At 71.1% G+C, this 17,469-nt stretch carries 13 protein-coding genes; 11 read left to right on the top strand and 2 right to left on the bottom strand.

The genetic code is table 11. The features are described from left to right. Window positions 1–59: 59 nt before the first annotated feature. From ACFYOV_RS08780 to ACFYOV_RS08770, 3 genes are all read left to right on the top strand, one after another. Window positions 60–428 carry a hypothetical protein gene (locus tag ACFYOV_RS08780; protein ID WP_389084620.1) on the top strand — a complete coding sequence of 123 codons (369 nt, stop codon included), beginning with the start codon at window positions 60–62 and terminating at the stop codon, window positions 426–428. A gap of 46 nt (window positions 429–474) precedes the next feature. After that, entirely contained in the window at window positions 475–672 is a 198-nt protein-coding gene (locus ACFYOV_RS08775) for a DUF4236 domain-containing protein (protein WP_389084618.1), read from the top strand. A gap of 64 nt (window positions 673–736) precedes the next feature. Next, window positions 737–2,266: a helix-turn-helix domain-containing protein gene (locus ACFYOV_RS08770; protein WP_389084615.1), complete on the top strand. Its 1,530-nt coding sequence runs from the start codon at window positions 737–739 to the stop codon at window positions 2,264–2,266. A 94-nt stretch (window positions 2,267–2,360) separates the two neighbouring features. Here the strand turns inward: ACFYOV_RS08770 and ACFYOV_RS08765 are convergent, their stop codons facing one another. Then, a complete protein-coding gene (locus tag ACFYOV_RS08765; RefSeq protein ID WP_389084613.1) occupies window positions 2,361–2,690 on the bottom strand; it encodes a transposase in 330 nt (109 codons plus the stop codon). An 857-nt stretch (window positions 2,691–3,547) separates the two neighbouring features. Here ACFYOV_RS08765 and ACFYOV_RS08760 point away from each other — a divergent pair. From ACFYOV_RS08760 to ACFYOV_RS08725, 8 genes are read left to right on the top strand one after another with little or no spacing between them, the layout of a single operon-like run. Beyond that, a complete protein-coding gene (locus ACFYOV_RS08760) occupies window positions 3,548–5,032 on the top strand; it encodes a hypothetical protein (RefSeq protein ID WP_389084610.1) in 1,485 nt (494 codons plus the stop codon). 26 nt (window positions 5,033–5,058) lie between these two features. Beyond that, window positions 5,059–6,282, top strand: coding sequence for a hypothetical protein (locus ACFYOV_RS08755; RefSeq protein ID WP_389084608.1), 1,224 nt, complete (start codon window positions 5,059–5,061; stop codon window positions 6,280–6,282). Continuing rightward, window positions 6,279–8,864: a hypothetical protein gene (locus ACFYOV_RS08750; RefSeq protein ID WP_389084604.1), complete on the top strand. Its 2,586-nt coding sequence runs from the start codon at window positions 6,279–6,281 to the stop codon at window positions 8,862–8,864. Before ACFYOV_RS08755 ends, ACFYOV_RS08750 begins: the two co-directional genes overlap by 4 nt. Then, a complete protein-coding gene (locus tag ACFYOV_RS08745) occupies window positions 8,861–10,207 on the top strand; it encodes a hypothetical protein (protein WP_389084602.1) in 1,347 nt (448 codons plus the stop codon). The genes ACFYOV_RS08750 and ACFYOV_RS08745 overlap by 4 nt, the downstream gene beginning before the upstream one ends. After that, a complete protein-coding gene (locus ACFYOV_RS08740) occupies window positions 10,207–11,811 on the top strand; it encodes a VWA domain-containing protein (protein ID WP_389084599.1) in 1,605 nt (534 codons plus the stop codon). Before ACFYOV_RS08745 ends, ACFYOV_RS08740 begins: the two co-directional genes overlap by 1 nt. Next, window positions 11,808–12,452 (top strand): 4Fe-4S single cluster domain-containing protein, encoded by a 645-nt coding sequence (locus ACFYOV_RS08735; protein WP_389084597.1) that lies wholly within the window; start codon window positions 11,808–11,810, stop codon window positions 12,450–12,452. The genes ACFYOV_RS08740 and ACFYOV_RS08735 overlap by 4 nt, the downstream gene beginning before the upstream one ends. Beyond that, a complete protein-coding gene (locus ACFYOV_RS08730; RefSeq protein WP_389084594.1) occupies window positions 12,449–13,849 on the top strand; it encodes a hypothetical protein in 1,401 nt (466 codons plus the stop codon). The genes ACFYOV_RS08735 and ACFYOV_RS08730 overlap by 4 nt, the downstream gene beginning before the upstream one ends. Next, window positions 13,846–16,452, top strand: coding sequence for an AAA family ATPase (locus tag ACFYOV_RS08725; protein ID WP_389084592.1), 2,607 nt, complete (start codon window positions 13,846–13,848; stop codon window positions 16,450–16,452). Before ACFYOV_RS08730 ends, ACFYOV_RS08725 begins: the two co-directional genes overlap by 4 nt. Here ACFYOV_RS08725 and ACFYOV_RS08720 read toward each other — a convergent pair. After that, a complete protein-coding gene (locus ACFYOV_RS08720) occupies window positions 16,427–17,398 on the bottom strand; it encodes a hypothetical protein (RefSeq protein ID WP_389084590.1) in 972 nt (323 codons plus the stop codon). The two genes, ACFYOV_RS08725 and ACFYOV_RS08720, sit on opposite strands and share 26 nt — an antisense overlap. Between the last annotated feature and the right edge of the window lie 71 nt (window positions 17,399–17,469).

Below are 17,469 nucleotides of genomic sequence, written 5' to 3'. Positions count from 1 at the left end.
GGATGCGCTCATGCGTGCGTCATGTCGGCCGACCGGTGCGATCATCAGGGGATCACCGCATGCTTGTCATCCCATACCTGTCACCGCATGCTCGAACTCTGGAGGCCGCACTGCTGGACGAGGAACTGGTCGGACGCTGGAGCAGCCAGCCCTTCGACTACGGCGTCATGGAGCTGTCCGAGCTGGAGTTGCGCGAGGACGGACACGGAACGGCCACCCTGGCCAACGCGTTCGGTGACGACGTCACCCCCTTCACCTGGCACTGCCCTCGGCCCGGCGTGCTCGAAGTCCGCGAGGAGGACGGCGCCGTGACGCGTCACCCGTACGTCCTCGCCCCGGCCGTACCGGCGCACACCCCGGATCCCGTCCCGGCGGTCACCTTCGGCGAACCCCTGCTGTTCTGCCATCAGTACGCCCGTGCGGGGTAACCGTGCTGAGACGGGGTCATACGGCGGACGTCGAAAGGAGACAGGGATGCCCCTCACGTTTCGCAAGAGTTTTCGGATCCTGCCGGGAGTGCGCCTGAACATCAACAAGCGCTCCTGGTCCCTCACCACCGGCAGCAAGAACGGGCCGCGGTACACACGCAGCAGCACCGGACGTCGTACGACATCGGTTGATTTGCCCGGACCTTTCGGGTGGCGGCGCACCCGTCACACCAGGGGACACTGACACCGCGTCACCCGAACGGACCCCCCGAGAGGTGCCATCTCATATCTGAGATAGCCTCAACCCCATGGCAGACGACTACCTCGTACGCATCGGCAAGCTCATCCGCGACGCCCGTCAGCACCGTGGCTGGACTCAGGCGCAGCTCGCCGAGGCGCTCGGAACCAGCCAGAGCGCCGTCAACCGCATCGAGCGCGGCAACCAGAACATCAGCCTTGAGATGATCGCCCGGATCGGCGAGGCGCTCGACAGCGAGATCGTCTCACTGGGGTACGCCGGCCCGATGCACCTGCGGGTGGTCGGCGGGCGCCGGCTCTCCGGCGCCATCGACGTGAAGACGAGCAAGAACGCGTGCGTGGCGCTGCTGTGCGCCTCACTGCTCAACAAGGGGCGCACCGTGCTGCGCCGCGTCGCCCGCATCGAGGAGGTGTACCGCCTCCTCGAGGTGCTGAGCTCCATCGGCGTGCGCACCCGGTGGATCAACGACGGCGTCGACCTGGAGATCGTGCCGCCGGCCGAGCTCGACCTCGGGGCCATCGACGCGGACGCCGCCCGCCGCACCCGCTCCATCATCATGTTCCTCGGCCCGCTGCTGCACCGCATGGACCGCTTCAAGCTGCCCTACGCCGGCGGCTGCGACCTCGGTACGCGCACCATCGAGCCGCACATGATCGCGCTGCGCCGGTTCGGCCTGGACATCGCGGCGACGGAGGGCCAGTACCACGCGGTGGTCGACCACTCGGTCAGCCCCGACCGCCCGATCGTGCTGACCGAGCGCGGGGACACGGTGACCGAGAACGCCCTGCTCGCCGCCGCCCGGCACGACGGCGTGACCGTCATCCGCAACGCCTCGTCCAACTACATGGTGCAGGACCTGTGCTTCTTCCTGGAGGCGCTGGGCGTCAAGGTCGACGGCATCGGCACCACCACGCTCACCGTGCACGGGGTACCCACCATCGACGTCGACGTGGACTACTCCCCCTCCGAGGACCCGGTCGAGGCGATGAGCCTGCTGGCGGCCGCCGTCGTCACCGAGTCGGAACTGACGGTACGACGGGTGCCGATCGAGTTCCTGGAGATCGAGTTGGCGGTCCTCGAGGAGATGGGCCTCGACCACGACCGCACGCCCGAGTACTTCGCCGACAACGGCCGTACCCGGCTGGTGGACCTGACCGTGCGGCCCTCCAAGCTGGAGGCGCCGATCGACAAGATCCACCCGATGCCGTTCCCGGGCCTGAACATCGACAACGTGCCGTTCTTCGCGGCGATCGCGGCGGTGGCGCAGGGCCAGACCCTCATCCACGACTGGGTCTACGACAACCGCGCGATCTACCTGACCGACCTCAACCGCCTCGGCGGACGCCTGCAGTTGCTCGACCCGCACCGCGTCCTGGTCGAGGGGCCGACCCGCTGGCGCGCCGCCGAGATGATGTGCCCGCCGGCCCTGCGCCCGGCCGTGGTCGTCCTGCTGGCCATGATGGCGGCGGAGGGCACGTCGGTGCTGCGCAACGTGTACGTCATCAATCGGGGTTACGAGGACCTGGCGGAGCGCCTGAACTCGATCGGGGCGCAGATCGAGATCTTCCGGGACATCTGATCGGCAGGAGTGTCGTGCCCCTAGGAGGTGAGGGGCACGACACTCCTAAGTGCCTGCTGACCTGCTGTTACACACTTGCGGAACCTTCCATTGATCATCGCTGCTTTTCATCACCTTGTGCAACGCGAGTGGCCGCGACCCAGGCGGCGAGACGGTCGCGGGCCAGGTCATGGTTCCAGGCGCCGCGCGAGAGGAAGTGCTGGAGGCGGTGCGGCCCGTCGTGCCCGAGCGCCTCGGCGAGAGTCCAGCAGTTGCGCCGCTCCAGCTCCATCAGCATGCCCTGCGTCATCGCCCGGCCCAGCATCCGCGAGTCCCGGCGCGGGAAACAGACGGCCACCGCCGCCATCAACGACCCGAACGCCGCCGTCCAGACCCGCTCGGCTATCTTGGCCTCCACGGCCACCTGGTTCTTGATCGTCTTCACACACGTCAATGATCACGGTGGCCGTTCCCGTGTCTGCGGCCACCTCCCATCCTGACCTGCACGGACGCCTCAATGATCAAGACTTGCAGCTGCCGTGACGGAAACGGAGCGTCGAACCCAGCTCCTGAATGACATCGGGATTGGACCTGTCAAGATTGATGGGAACACGAGTTCCCCGGCCACCTACCGGTCCCCGAAAGTCCAGGGGCCACGGAATGATCGTTTCGCAATTCCGTCCCAATGCGTCTTGCACTCCCTCCGGGGTGTGTCATTATGAAGCACTTCAGAGGCCAGGGTCTCTGACGAACGACCGTGCTCGGGTGGGGATCTGACACGGCGCACAGTGGGGTGGACGGCAGTCCGTTTGCATGGCCGGCCGTCCATATCGGGGGAGTCAGCCAATGGGGGAATCCCGCAGTGATCAGGTATGCCCTGTATGCAGAACTCCGACGCACGGAGACGAGTTCTGTCCGGTGTGCCGATGGCAGCTGTATGACGACAGAGTCCTCGGGGAGCTGACCCCACGCGACGTCGAACAGGCACGCTCGGGCCTCGACACAGCCGGTCACACGTGGGACGTGGGAGCGGCGCGACGGTCGAGCCGGACTGACCGCGCACCAGGCGAGGCCGCGGGCGAGCGGCTCGCGGCGGTGATCCGGGGCGGCCCTCCCAGACCCAGGGAGTGGATGCCGGACGGTCCCCCGGATTCTCCGGGAGCGCCCTCCCACCGACTTCGGTTCGAACATCGGGACGAATGTTCGAAGAGATACGACGACGATCTCGATGATCTTTTCGGGCATCGCGTCAAGGAATTACTCTTCATCGAATTCACTCCGGACAACGTGAATGTGATCAAGGTGACCTTAGGAGAAGGAGGATTACCCCACCAGGCCGATGCAGGCAGCATCGACTGGCGTTCCCTGGCCCCCACACTCGACCCTCATCCGGAAATCCGTCGTTTCCAGCTCGCCGGCGGTATCGGCACCTTGCCGCCCATCTCGCGGGGCGAATTCGACGCCGCCGTTCTCCACTGGCTCAAGGCGTACATACCCCCCTCGTACGAGCACTCACTGCTGCTGCTGACGCCCCGCCCCGGCTGGGTCCTGCTGGAGCGGGCCGCGGCCGCCGTGCGGAACACATACACCCTGCGGGCGGAACTGGGCCGCGGCGACGAGGAGGCCCCGCAGAGCACGACCGAGGACACCGTCGCGGAGCTTCTGCGCACCGCTCCCCTGCTCGCCGACCACACGCTGGTGCTGGCCCGCTGCGACCAGGAGACCGGCAAGGTGCGCACGCACCTCCACGTGCTGTTCTCCGCGGGATCCAGACTGCGGCGCGGCGAGACGGCGACCGCGCAGGTCACCGTCCACGGCGGGGTCGGCATCACACAGCCGCTGTACCTGCCGGTGTTCGCCGGCAGACCCGCCCCCGACGGAACCGGAGCCCAGCCACTGACCGTGCACCGGGTCGCCGTCGACGCGCTGGACCAAGCCACGCTCACGTTCGTGCTGCGCGGGCCCGGCGAGGTCGCCCTCACCGATCCCCGTACCGGGACGGCACCGGTACCGGAACAGCGGGCCGCCGTCGACATACCCGCGCTGCTCAGCGGCCTGCCCCACCGGATGGTCCGGCCCCCGCGGCTGGAACTCTTCCTCACGATCGAGCTGAGTGGTGCGGACCGGGCGGAGACCGAGGAACGCCTGGCCTTCGCTCGCGAGTTGGTCGCCACGCTCGCCCGCCACGGCACGACCGGGCCCGGCTTGCGGGTCGGCGCGGTGGGCCACTACGACCACGTCATCCGGGAGAACAGCCACACCGTCCGGCCCCGGCTGCTCGAACCCCCGGTGCCGGCGGGCCCGGCGTCCGTGCTGACGGCGGCCCTCGCCGGCTGGCGGCACACACAGCGCACCCAGGACCTGGCGTCCTCGCTGGAGGACGCGCTCGACGCGGTGGTGCCTCTGGCCGCCTCGCCGCGTGGTGCCGGCGAGAACGTACACCGTGTCCTGCTGATCGTTGCCCGCAGACCGCCCGGGCGGCCCCAGCAGCACGACAGCGTCCCGACCTGCCCTCTGGGCCGCGACTGGCAGCTGGCCCTGCGTCAACTGCGGGCCGCCGGAGTCCGGGTGATGACCAGGGCCGATCCCGTGGCCGAGCCCCAGCCGTCGATTCGGTCGGCCGCCGCGGCCCGGCGCTACGCGGACGCGGCCTGGGCCGAGCTATCCGCCGACGGCTCGTACCGCCCGGACACCGACTCGGCCGCCGACGTGGCCGGGACCCTCGTGCCGTCCTGGCACATGGAAGGCCCTCCCTGCCGACTGGCCTTCGCCACCCCCCTGCTGTGACCCACCGCGCGCTTCGAGGAGAACCCATGTCCTCTGACTACTACGACCCCAACGACATGGCGTCGGGCGGCGCTCCGGCGGGCGGTTCGCTAAGCCCCAAGCCTCTGCCGCCGGTCCCCCCACAGCCCACCGGCCCCGCACCGGCCACGGGACCACAGCCCGCGCACCGGCCGTGGTCCCCGACCGTGGTCGCGTCGGCCGAGGCCGCCCCCGTCCAACAGGCCCCGCCCCGGCCGCCGGCGCCCCCCTTGCAGGACGACAACCTCGCACCCCTGCGCATCCCGACGGCTCCACAGGGCGAGGACGCGTCGCAGGACAGTGTCCGTATCGGTCTCTGGGGCGCCCCGAGGGCGGGCAAGACGACCTATCTGGCCGCGCTGCCCATCGCCGCCATGCAGTTCCAGCGGCACGGGCAGGGCAACTGGGTGATGAGCGGCATGACACCCGAAGCCGGCAAGTTCCTGAGCGACAGCGTGCACTCCCTGGCCAGTGACCGGGTCTTCCCGCAGGCCACGTTGGCCCTCAACACGATGAGCTGGGCATTCCAGGGCGAGGAACCCGGGTCGGGACTGATGCGCCGGTCCCGCGAACCCGCCTTCGTCCTCGACACCATGGACGCGCCCGGCGAGTCCTACCAGCCGGGCCATCCCTACCACGAGCGGGTCGTCGATCAACTCGCCAGGTCCCAGGGGCTGATCTACCTCTTCGATCCACTCGGCGACGCCGAGAAGGACAGCGAGAGCCTGGCCTTCTTCTACTCGACGCTGAGCGAACTGAGCACCCGGGTACGGGACAGCGGCGGACTGCACCGGGGCAGACTGCCGCACCATGTGTCGGTCTGCGTCGCCAAGTTCGACGACCCGGAAGTGTTCCGGCCCTCCGTGGAAGCCCGCTGGGTCACCCAGGACTCCGTCGGCTCACAGCTGCCCCGGGTCCCCGCGGAACAGAGCCAGGCCTACTTCCAGTGGCTGTGCGACGAGTTCCGGGGATCCACCGCACGGCTGGTGCGCGACGGACTGGCGAACTTCTTCCACCCCGACCGCATCACGTACTACGCGACGTCGGCGATCGGGTTCCGGCTGAACCCGCAGCACATATTCGATTACCGCAACTACGCCAACGTCGACACCGTCGGCGGACAGCCCCGGATCTGCACCTCCCCCGTACCGATCAACGTCCTGGAACCGCTGACCGATCTGGAGCGCAGGATCCGCACCGACCGCGGTGGACGCCGGGGGAGGCGGCGGTGAGCGACGCCCTCGGTGCCGTGCGGCTCCAGGCCCACTGGTCGGTCCTCGGCAAACACGCGGGGCGGCACATGGGGTACCAGGTGCTGTCCGGAAGCCTGCCCGAGCACCGGGCCGAACAGTATCTGTGGACCGCTGCCGCCACCGGCGTCCCCGACAAACGCAACCCCGCCGACGGCCTGCCCTGGAGGGTGTTTCTGGGCGGCGCACGCAACGACGAGAGCCCGGTGTGCGCGTCCGTCCTGACCACCTGGGACGGCAGTACGGACGGCACCGGCGCCCCCAGCTACTCCTGGCGCCTGCTCCTGCTGGACTGGGCGCAGGCCGCCGGGGCAGGCCTGACCTGGTCGGGGCTGGACCTGGCGGAGCCCGGCGAGCAGTCTGACGACGGGACCGGTGTGTCCCTCCTGGTCCGTCCGACGTCGGCCGACGAACTCGCCGGCACGGTGGACCGGTTGGGATTCGAGTGGGCCGCCCGAGTCGCCGCGCTGCTGCTGGACCGGCAGCGGGTGGCGGTCACCGCGCCGGTCGGTGCCGCGCTCCCCGACGGCGGGGAGCGGGTGCGCATCCTCGACGCCGTCTGCTCGCTCCTGCCGTACGGCTGCCGTTCCTGGCTCAGCGTGGCGACCTGGTCCGGCGACGGCGAGCACGACATCGCGCTCGCCTTCGCGCCAGCGGTCCGCACCGGTCAGACCGAGGTCCGGCTCGGGGCGGGCGATCCACCCGAGCCCCGCGGCGGCACGGCCCGTACCTACCTTCACGAGCTGCTGAGACTGCGCGCGAAACGGCAGTCCACCACCGAACTGGTCGAGCATCTGCTGCGCGCCGCGCTCGTCCTACCCGCGCACGACGCGCCGACGGCGCTGCGCACGCTGCGCGAGGTCGACCTCCTCGACTCGGTCGTCGCCGACCTCCGTCAGGGACGTGGTGAACTCAGCGAAGTGCAGCGGGTGTTGGAGCTCCACCCGGTGCAGAGTCTGAACGAGGAGATCCTCCGGCTGATCCTGTCCTTCCTGGCCGGGCACGCGTCCGGCGCGCCCGGATGCACCGCCGAGACACTCCTGCACCGGTACTGGAGTCCGCTGACTCCCCGCCTGCTGGCCGAGACCGTCCTGCTGACCGGCGCGACCCAGGAATCCTTCCGGCGTGCGCAGGACCTCCTCAGTCTCATGACCACGGCGGAGGAGCGGCATCCGGATGCGTTCGAGGGTCTCTTCACCGCCCTGGTCGAGGGACACACACAGGATCTAGGCTGGACCGGAACCCTCGTCTACATGGTGGAGCAGCGGTTCGGCCGCCGCACGGACGAGGCCGACGCCCTGGTCATCCGCTCCCCCGAGGCCGGGCGCGCCTGGCTCCGCATGCTGCTCAGGGACTCCACTCGCGATCTGGCACCGCTGCGCCGGCTGACGACAAGGGTACTGCGTGAGACCGTCGCCGGGATGGCCGGGTGGCTGCGGTTCGCCGCGCTCCTGGTCGGTGGCAGTCCCCCCGGAGGAGCCACGGACGAGGATGCCGCCGAGTTCCTCGAAGTATCCGAGGACGCCTGGTGGATCGCGCTGGAGGTGGCTGCCGCCGAACGCAGGCCGGAGGTCGTCGTCCCCATGTGGCAGAGGCTGCGGCAGATCGCGCGGAGCCGCGAAGGCCGGTCGCAGATGCGGTCGCAACTCGACCGGCTCGCCCCGCCCGGTGACATCGGCCTCGCGCCGGACATCGCCGCGGACGTCGACCTGCTGCGTGCCGTGATCGCCGAGGCGGCCGAAGCAACCCGCGGCCCCTTGTCGCTGCCGAGCCTGCGCCGGATCGGCAACCCCACCGCGCGGGACGCCTACGCCACCGCGCTGATCAGGCGTGTCGAGCCGGACGACCGACTGCTCGTGACCGCGATCGAGGCGCTGCTCGGTGAGGAACCGGACCAGGGCTCGTGGCAGGTGCTCGACCGCCTCAGGGCGGCCCGGGCGAGCTCCACGTCCTATGTGTGCAACGCCCTGGACCGACGGCTGACCGACGACTACCGCCGCTGGCTCCAACTCGATCTGCCCGTCGACCTGGTGACAGAGTTGAGCCACCGGCCCCACCTCGGTTGGCTCCGGCCGGTGTGCGACTTCCGCGCGGCCGCCCAGGCACAGGTGCCGATCTACGAGAACCTGGCCCGAGCCATCCTCGGCGGGTCCACTGGCGGAGGGTTCTCCCCCCAACTGCTCGGTGAGGTCACGGATTACATGGCAGCGTCCGCTCCAACGGACGCTTACCACCTCATGCGGGCCGTGCGCGGCGCCCAGGACGGCCCGCACCACGATCTGTACACGGCCATCGCCCAGGTCGAGGGCAACGCGGGTCTGTGCGCGAACCTGGCCCACTTCAGCCGTAACGAGATCATCGGCCACCAGCAGGCCATCTCGGCCCTGGGCTACACATACCGGCCCGCTCCCGCGCCGGCATCGCCGCCGGCCGGCATGCCGCAGCCGCCGTCGGTGCCGATCCCACCCCGTCCGATGGGTCCACCGCAGCACCGCCAACGCAGAAGCTTCTGGCAGCGGCTCCGCCCGCGGCGCCCCATCTGGTGGAACGGCTGGAGAGGATGACCATGCACCCGACCGCCATCGCCGTCGATCCCGGCGCCCGCTACACTCGCGTAGCCCACCTCGCCCCGGACGGCACTCCCGTGCTGGCCGACCTGCCCGGCACGGTGCCCGGCGAAGGGTTGCCCACGTCCGCGAGCGTCGGCGGCCATCATGGTGCCGCACTGCGGTCGGCCTACGCCGTCTACCGCCAACGCTACGGCACACCCGACCAGGTGGTGGTGGTCGTACCGCAGCACGACCGCGCCGCGCACGCCCGCCGGGCCACGGACGTACTGACCGCCCTGCATGGCACCGAGCCGCTGCCCCGGCTGCGGGCCCTGGGCACCCCGCATGCCGTCCTGGCGCTGCTGCGCCACGCCGACGCGGCGACCGGCCCCCTGTACACGGTGTGCGACCTGGGAGCCACGGCGGCCGAGGTGTCCCGGTGCGCTCTGGCCCCGGGCGCGGTGGCGGTGACCGGTTCCGCTCGCCACGCGCCCGTGGACGGCTTCGGTGCGGGGTTCGACACGGCGCTGCTCACCGCCGTGGGGCTGCCCGACGACGAGAACGGGCGGACGGCGCTCGCCGCGGCCCGGGCCGAGGACGGCGCGGACCGGCGGCTCGACCTCACCCTGGCGCACAGTGCGCGGCATCCCGGGCGTTACGACGAGCGGATGGTCTGGCGGGCGGACGGGCGGGACATCACCGTGGGCGATCTGCGACCGGCGCTGGACCGGCTCACCACCGGGCTGGGCTCCGCGCTCGACTCGCTCGACGCGCCGCGGGGCGAGCAGCCGGGCCCCCCGGTCGTCGCCGTGGGCGGTGCGGCGCGGCTCGGAGCTCTGGTACGGCAGCTGACCGCTCGGCAAGGGCAACTGCTTGCGCTGCCGGGGAACGTGGACCCCGCGCTCGCCGCCGCCTTTGGCGCGGCCCTCGTAGCCGCCGGGCGGATCGACCCCGCCGACCGGTATCCGTACGCCGTCCTCGTGGGCACGCACCGGACGGTCGACGGTGTGCCCCGTGGGGAGGAGCTGCTGATCAGTCCCGCCGGAGCGCTGGAACCGGGCGGCGCGACGGTCTTCGCGCAGAGTGATGGCCGGCCCGTACGGATCCGGACCAGGCCGGTCGGCACATCCGCCGGGCGCCCCGTGCGCATCCACGTCCGTGCCGCACGGGACGGCCGTCCGGTGCAGGTCGGCACCCTGACGGTCCCTGCCGCCGCCGAGGGCACGCGCTTCCACGTGGGCGTCCGCCTAGCCGTGGACGGCGAGGCCCTGCTCGTACTGCACCCACTGGGTTCGGGAACGCCCGGCGAATATCCGCTCGGCGCCCTGCCGACCGACATCGAGGGAGCTCGATCGTGATGTCATCCGCCACCGGGCCGTCGGACGTGGCCCGGCAGCCTGCCGCCGGACGCGCCCGGCGGTTCGCCCAGTGTGCCCGCGCCGCCGTGGTGACCGCGGCGGTCCTGGCACTCGTGCCGTTCAGCGCGCCCGCGGCGACAGCCGACACCGCGCCGTCCCGCGCCGAGATCCACCGGGCTCTCGGCCTCGGCGACCAACCGGCCGACTACGTCGTGCTGGTGGACACGTCGGGGTCAATGGCGCACGACGGCAAGTACGACACCGTACGCTCCACGCTGCGCCCGTTCCTGGACGGGCTGTCCGCCAAGGACCACGTGGCGCTGTTCACCTTCGACTCCCGTCCCGAGCCCCGCTACATCGGCTCGGCCGGCGACACCGACGCCATCATGACCCGGCTGCCCAAGTTCCCCGACCCTGAAGGCGAGACCGACATCGGGGCGGCCCTGAACAGCGCGCTCGGCGAACTGGATCGGCCTGACGCCTCCGAGATCGCCTCCGTCGTGCTGATCACCGACGGAGTGCACCATCCGCCGGCGGGCTCCGCCTATCCCAAGTCCACGGGCTCCATGTGGGCCGCACTGCACCGGCGGGCCCAGGCCTTGGCGGCCCACACGGAACTGGCCGGCTACGCCCTGCCGTTGGGCACCGGGGCCACCGGGGCCGACCTGCTCGGGGACGTCGTCGACAACACCACCGTGCTGCGCCCGGACAGCATCCAGGACCTGAGCGGCTATCTGGAACGGGCGGGCACCGGGACACAGGCCCGCAAGGCGCGGCTGCTGCTCGCGGACGACGTCGGCAAGGGCATCACCGCGACCTGGGGCCCGAACGCCCGCCAGGACATCACCGGCGGCTCGGTCGCCGCGACCATCACGCTCCGGTCGGCGACCCGGCATGTCCCGCTGAGCGTGCACGACCTGAGCGTCTCGGTGACCGGGCAGCCCCTGCGGGTCACCGGGGTGCCGTCCACCATGACCCTGGAACCCGGCCGGTCCAAAACCATTCCGGTACGGCTGCACGGAAAGCTGTCGGCCGGTCTACTGCCGTACCGCCGCACCGAGGACAGCGCGGTCTGGCTCAAGCTGTCAGGTCGGGTGACCTCGGACTGGGAGCGGGTGCTCGCACCGGATGTGGCGCTGAAGGTGCCGCGTGAGGTCCGGGTCACGGGAACGCCCTTGCCGTTGCGGGCCACGGTGGGTTCCGCGGTGCTGCTGCCCGCCCTCGGCGCCGGTCTCCTGGCCGTGCTGCTGGTCCTCTGGCTGGCGTGGCGGCGCACACACCGCCCCCGGCTGCGCGGCGAGCTGCTGATGGAGCCGGTGTTCGGCGGGCAACTGCCCGACCGGATCGCACTGTCCGGCCGTCGGGTCGCGCTGCGTCCGCGGATCCTCGGCGGCCAGGGCTCGGTACGCGGACGACGCCGGGCGACCGACCGCGGCCCGCAGGTCGACCTGCTCATCCGCTACACACCGGACGGATCCGCGGACCGGTGGAGCGGGGCGACCTGCGGACCCGGCGGCCACGTCGTCGTGGGCGGCGTGTCCTTCACCCATGTGCCCGAACAGCGGGCGGACAGCCGCGTTCCGCTGGACGGACGGCCGTTGTGAACGCCCCGGCGCTCAACATCGCGGCCTCCCACGTCGGCACCGAGGCCCTCGGGCCCGGCGTACGGTCCGTAGTGTGGGTACAGGGCTGTCCGTTCCACTGTGCCGGCTGCATTTCGCCGGACTGGATCCCGGACCGGCCCGCCCGGCACTCCCGACCCGACGAGCTGGCCGCCGAGTTGCTCGCCGATCCCCGGGTGTGCGGGCTCACGCTCTCCGGCGGCGAACCTATGGGACAGGCCGCGGGACTTGCCGAACTGGTCCGCGCGGCCCAGGAAATCAGGGACGTCTCCGTCATCTGCTTCACCGGACACCGCCTGGAACAGCTGCGCCTCCGGCCTCCCTCGCCCGGGGTAACGGCCCTGCTCTCCGCGGTCGACGTCCTCGTCGACGGCCTGTACGTCGCCGCACTGAACGATGGACGTGGCCTGCGCGGCAGCTCCAACCAGCGCATTCACCACCTCACTTCACGACTGGCGGACTGCGGATACGACTTCGGTCAGGGCCCCCGCACCGCCGAGATCGCCGTCAGCGGACCTGAGGCCCTGCTCATCGGGGTGCCACCGACGGGTCTGCTGAACGCGTTCGACACGGCGGTAGACGCCGTCCGCGCCCGTACAACCCCAGGAAGGACACCCCAATGAGTGGTAGGAAGCGCATTCAGGTCGACGAGTCGGAGTGGTACCGCATCCAGCGCAAGGCGCAGCAGCTGAAAGAGGTGCAGCGCAACATCCCTCGGCTGATCGATGACGTCCGCACGCAGACCCGTGCGGACATCGACCGGACCTTCGCCGGGGTGCAGGAGCGGCAGCGCCGGCACGAGGAGGCGGTCCGCTCGCTCAGCGAACAGACCCGGCGGCTGGAGGCCGATACCACGCGCAGACTCCAGCAGCAGGCGGCCGAGCTGCACCGGACACTGGACGAGACCGCGGGGCGGATCCAGGCCGAGACCCGGCACGAGCTGGCCCGGCAGCAGGCGGAGAACCGGCAGGCGATCGCCGCCGAGAGGGCTCAGCGGCGTGCCGAGATGGCCGCGCTGGCCCAGGAGATCGACGCCATGAAGGCGGACCGGGTCCACGCCGCGGAGATGGTGCGCGCCTGGCTGGCGGACGCCCGGACGATGGCCGGACTGATCGGCGACACCCTGCCGCACGAGCGGTACGCCCCGGGCGATCTGGCCCGGCTGACCGGGCGGCTCACCACCGCGGAACACAACCTGGCGGAAGGCCGCTTCGACGCAGCCCTCGCCGTCGTTCAGGAAACCTTCCACTCCCTGAGCGATCTGCGGGTCGACATCACGCAGCGGGAACTGGAGCGCTGCTCGACCCAGACGGAGGCGGTCGAGGCCCTCGTACGGGTGGAGAAACTGATTGAGGGCAACGAGGAGCGGCCCGTCATCGGACCGGACGGCGAGGCCCTGGCCGGTTACCGGCTGGACGTCGTGTACTGGTCGGAGGGCGAACTGGACGGCCTGCGCCAGGAGGCCGTCCGGGCCCTGGCCCGGGCCCGCGACGAGGGGACGGACGCCGACGCCCTGCACGACCTGCGCGACCATGAGGCCACCCGGCTCGAACAGGAACTGGGCGACACCGTGGAACGGGCCGGCATGCGTCAGCTGTCCTCGCAGATCCGGGTCAACCTGGCCGACGCGGTGGCCCAGACCCTCACCGCACATGCCTATTACGACCTGGTGGAGGGCGAGTACGAAAGCGACGAACGCGGCGCCTACTTCGCCAAGCTCCGCAACGACGCGAACGGCAACGAGATCGTGGTGGGCGTCTCGCAGGCCGAGCGGGACTCGGACCAGTGCGTGATCAGGGTGCTGTCCTACGACCACGACACCACGGCCGAGGCCGACCTGATGGACCGTGCCCAGGCCGTCCAGGAGGCACTGGCGGCGGAGGGGCTCCGGGCCTCCGCGCCGGAGACCGAGCCCGGCGTCCCGGACCCCGCCCTGCGCCCGTCCGCCCGCCGGAGCAGTCCCCAGCCCGCTCCGCTGCCGACCGAACAGGGGCAGTGGGGGAAGAAGGCGGCCGAGTGACCGCACCGCCGATGCCGTCGACGGAACGGATGGACCCGGCCGCCCTGCGCGGCGGCGAACCGTTCACCATCGTCTACGGCCCCGGTGTGGGCGACCACTTCGTGGACGACGCCTACCAGGTGTGCGAGTTCGAGCACGCGCTCTGGCGGCTGCTGCGGGCGGAGGGCTACGAGCGGATCGTCTTCAGCACCCTGGACCAGCCGCTCTACTACCGGGACCAGGGCTCCCGCGACCTTTCCCGCCGCCGGGCGGCCCCGGCCGCCGAAGCCCGCCCGGCGGGGCCGCGCGCCATGCGGCACCCGCAGCTCCAGGGCCCGCTCGGCAGGCTGCTGGTACGGGACTTCGCCCCCCGTCCGGCCGCACAGCCCGACAGCGCGGGCGGGGCGGAGGCGGGACGTCCGGCGGCCCCCTCGACCGGCTTCTCCGATCCGTTCGGCGTCAGCACCCTGATCGGCTACCTCCGCCAGAACGGGCCCCGGACCGCCGTCGTGTTCTCGCACGCCGAGGAGACCCTGCGGCACACCAGGGCGCCACGGCAGCTGGCGGGTGTCATGGAGCGCTGGGCCCACGACGGCAATGAGCGTAATCTGTGGATCCTGGTCTTCCGCAGGACCGGACTGGACGACGTGGAGGAGTGGGTGCGCGGACGCGGGGACTTCCCGCTCCTGGAGACCTTCGTGCACGAACAGCGGGCCGCGCCCGGACGCGGCGGCACCTTCCGGATCGGGCATCCCCAGGCCGCCGAACTGGAACGGCTCGTGCACCATGTGCGGTTGCGCGAAGGCTTGCGCATCGCCGACTGGCGGGAGTTCGACCCCATCGTCAAGGCCATGGCCGGGCAACCCGTCAAGGCGCGGACCTGGGAGGCCCGTCTCGGTCAACTGGCGAGTCGGAACAGTCCGTTGGACAGGGAATCGGTACGCCGGTGGCTCGGCGCGGTGAGTGGCGATGCCCGCACACCGTGGGAGAGACTGGAGGCCATGCCGGGCCTCGAGGCCGTCAAGCAGCACTTCGAGCACCTGCGCGCCGAGGTGGAGTCCGGCGAGGAACTCGTCGCCGCGGGGCGGGTCTCCGCGGCCGAACCTCCCGCCCTGCACTTGGTGTTCACCGGCAACCCGGGCACGGGGAAGACCACGGTGGCCCGGCTCGTCGCCGAGATGTACCGCGACCTCGGACTGCTCAGCCGCGGCCATGTCATAGAACCGCAGATGAGCGAGCTTGTGGGCGGATACATCGGCCAGACCGCCTCGTTGACCAACCGGACCATCGACCGTGCCCTGGACGGTGTGCTGTTCATCGACGAGGCGTACGGACTGAGCGACCAGCTGGGCGGGTTCGGTGGCGAGGCGATCCAGACCCTGCTGAAACGCATGGAGGACGACCGCGGCCGACTGGTCGTGATCGTCGCCGGATACCCGGAGAAGATGAAGGAGTTCCTCAAGTCCAACGAGGGACTGGCGAGCCGGTTCCCGCAGGACAACATCCTGGACTTCCCCGACTACACTCCCGAGGTCCTCCAGGACATCCTCCACATCCGCCTGGCGGAACGCGGGCTGCGGCTCGCTGAGCAGACGGCCAGCGAACTACGGGCGATCGTCGCGGAAATGCACCGCACCCGGGGCGAGGACTTCGCCAACGCCCGGTCCATGCGCACCTTCGGCGACGCCGTCTACAAACGCTGGTCCTACCGCAACCGCCGAGACATCGCCGAACCGGTGCGCCCCGAGGACATCCCCGAGGCCTACCGGGCACACGTTCCGGGGCCCGCACCCGATCCGGCCGCCCTGCTCGCCGGACTGGACGCGTACGTCGGACTGGGCCCGGTCCGCGCGGTCCTGGAGAACCTGGCCAACCGGCTGCGGATGCGCCAGACCCACAACAAGGGCGCGCCGACTCCACCGCACATGCTGTTCACGGGGCCACCCGGCACGGGCAAGACCACCGTGGCCCGGATGACCGGGGACCTGTTCCGCGAGCTAGGCCTGCTGCGCAAGGGACACGTCGTCGAGGTGACCCGCGCCGACCTGGTGGCAAGTTTCGTCGGCCAGACCGCGCCGCTGGTACGCAAGGCCGTACAGGAGGCGCTGGACGGTGTGCTTTTCATCGACGAGGCCTACAGCCTGGCCCGCGACACCGGCGGACTCGGCGGCTTCGGCGCCGAGGCGATCGACACACTGTTGCGCGAGATGGAACACCGGCGCGGTCGGCTCGTGGTGATCGCCGCCGGCTATCCCGAGGACATGGAGCGTCTGCTGGCCTTCAACTCGGGCCTGCCGTCCCGCTTCACGCAGCGGGTGCCGTTCCCCGAGTACGCACCGGACGACCTGGTGGAGATCCTGGGCCGGATGGCCGCCGCCGAGGGCTACGCCCTGGGCGAGGGCGTTACCGAACGGGCCGCGCGCTGGCTGGAGGCGACCAGACGGGCCGACCCGGCCGCGTTCGGCAACGCCCGTACGGTGCGCGGGCTGCTGGAGACCATGGAGGGCCGGATGGCCGCCCGGTTCGCTCTGCGGCCCGCCGATCCCGTGTTCCTGCCGGAGGACGTGCCGGGTCCGACCGGCCCACCGGCCGCGCCGGTCACCCGCCGCCGTGCGGGACCGTGACGCGCCCGTCGGTGTCCCGCCCCGCACGCTGTCCGAGTACCCGGCCCAGTGCGTCGTCCGCCTCGCGCAGCCGCCGCTCGATGACCTCGGTGACGGTCGCCACCTGTTCCAGGGTGACCGTCTCCTCGGCCGTCGCGGGGGCCGCGCCGTCGGGCCCCGCTGCCCCGCGCAGGGCGTGCGCCAGCTCGCGGTCAGCCTGCGCGTGCCGGGTCAACGCGGCCAACTGGCCGCCGCGGTCCGTCCGGATCCGCTCCAACCGATCGTGGCAGGCGGCGAGTTCGTCCGAGCTCGCCCGGTACTCGCGTTCCGCAGCGGCCAGCGCCCGCTGCGCCGTGGCGGCCCGTTCCAGCGTCTGCCGGGTCTGCGGGGCAAGGACCGCCAGCTGGTCCTCGGTGAGCCGAACCAGGGCGTCGCTGCTGGTGCGCAGGGCCTCGTCGACTCCGGCGTCCTGGCCGCGCAGCTCCACCAGCCGCTCCTGCACGACCTGCTGCTGGTCGCGCAGCCCGTCCAGGGCGGCCACCAGCCGCTCCAGTCGGCGCAGTTCGTCCACCTGTCGGCGCAGGTCCTCGTGGACCGCGAGCCTGGCACGCAGGGCTTCCTCCGTGGCCGTCAGCTTCTCCAGCCTCTCGCGCTCCGCCCGCACCCGGTCGCTGGTCTCCGTCAGTCGCCGGGTCAACTCCTCGGTATAGGGCGCTCCTTGGTCGCCGGGCCGGGCCGCGGCCAGCAGTCCCGGCAGTACATCCGGCAGACCACTGCCCGCCTCCAGAGCGAGGTCCAGATCGAACAAGGCCGCCAGGGCATCACTGCCGCCCGCTCCCCCGTCCAGCCCACGCAGTGCTGCGATGACCCACCGGAGCGCATGACCCAACACCTGCAGGGCGGCCTCCGCGCCGGTCGTGTCGGAGGCGGCCAGCGCCTCCGCGATCTCTCGTCTGCTGTCCTCCACGCTGCCCCCGTCCGTGTTTCGGCCGGTGTCGGCGTATCGCCCAAATCCCCACGCAGCCGGTATGGGCACCA

Source organism: Streptomyces sp. NPDC005931 (assembly GCF_042871235.1).
Lineage (GTDB): Bacteria > Actinomycetota > Actinomycetes > Streptomycetales > Streptomycetaceae > Streptomyces.
The sequence above is the reverse complement of the archived record's forward strand: the minus strand, read 5'-3'. Positions and strand labels throughout refer to the sequence as shown.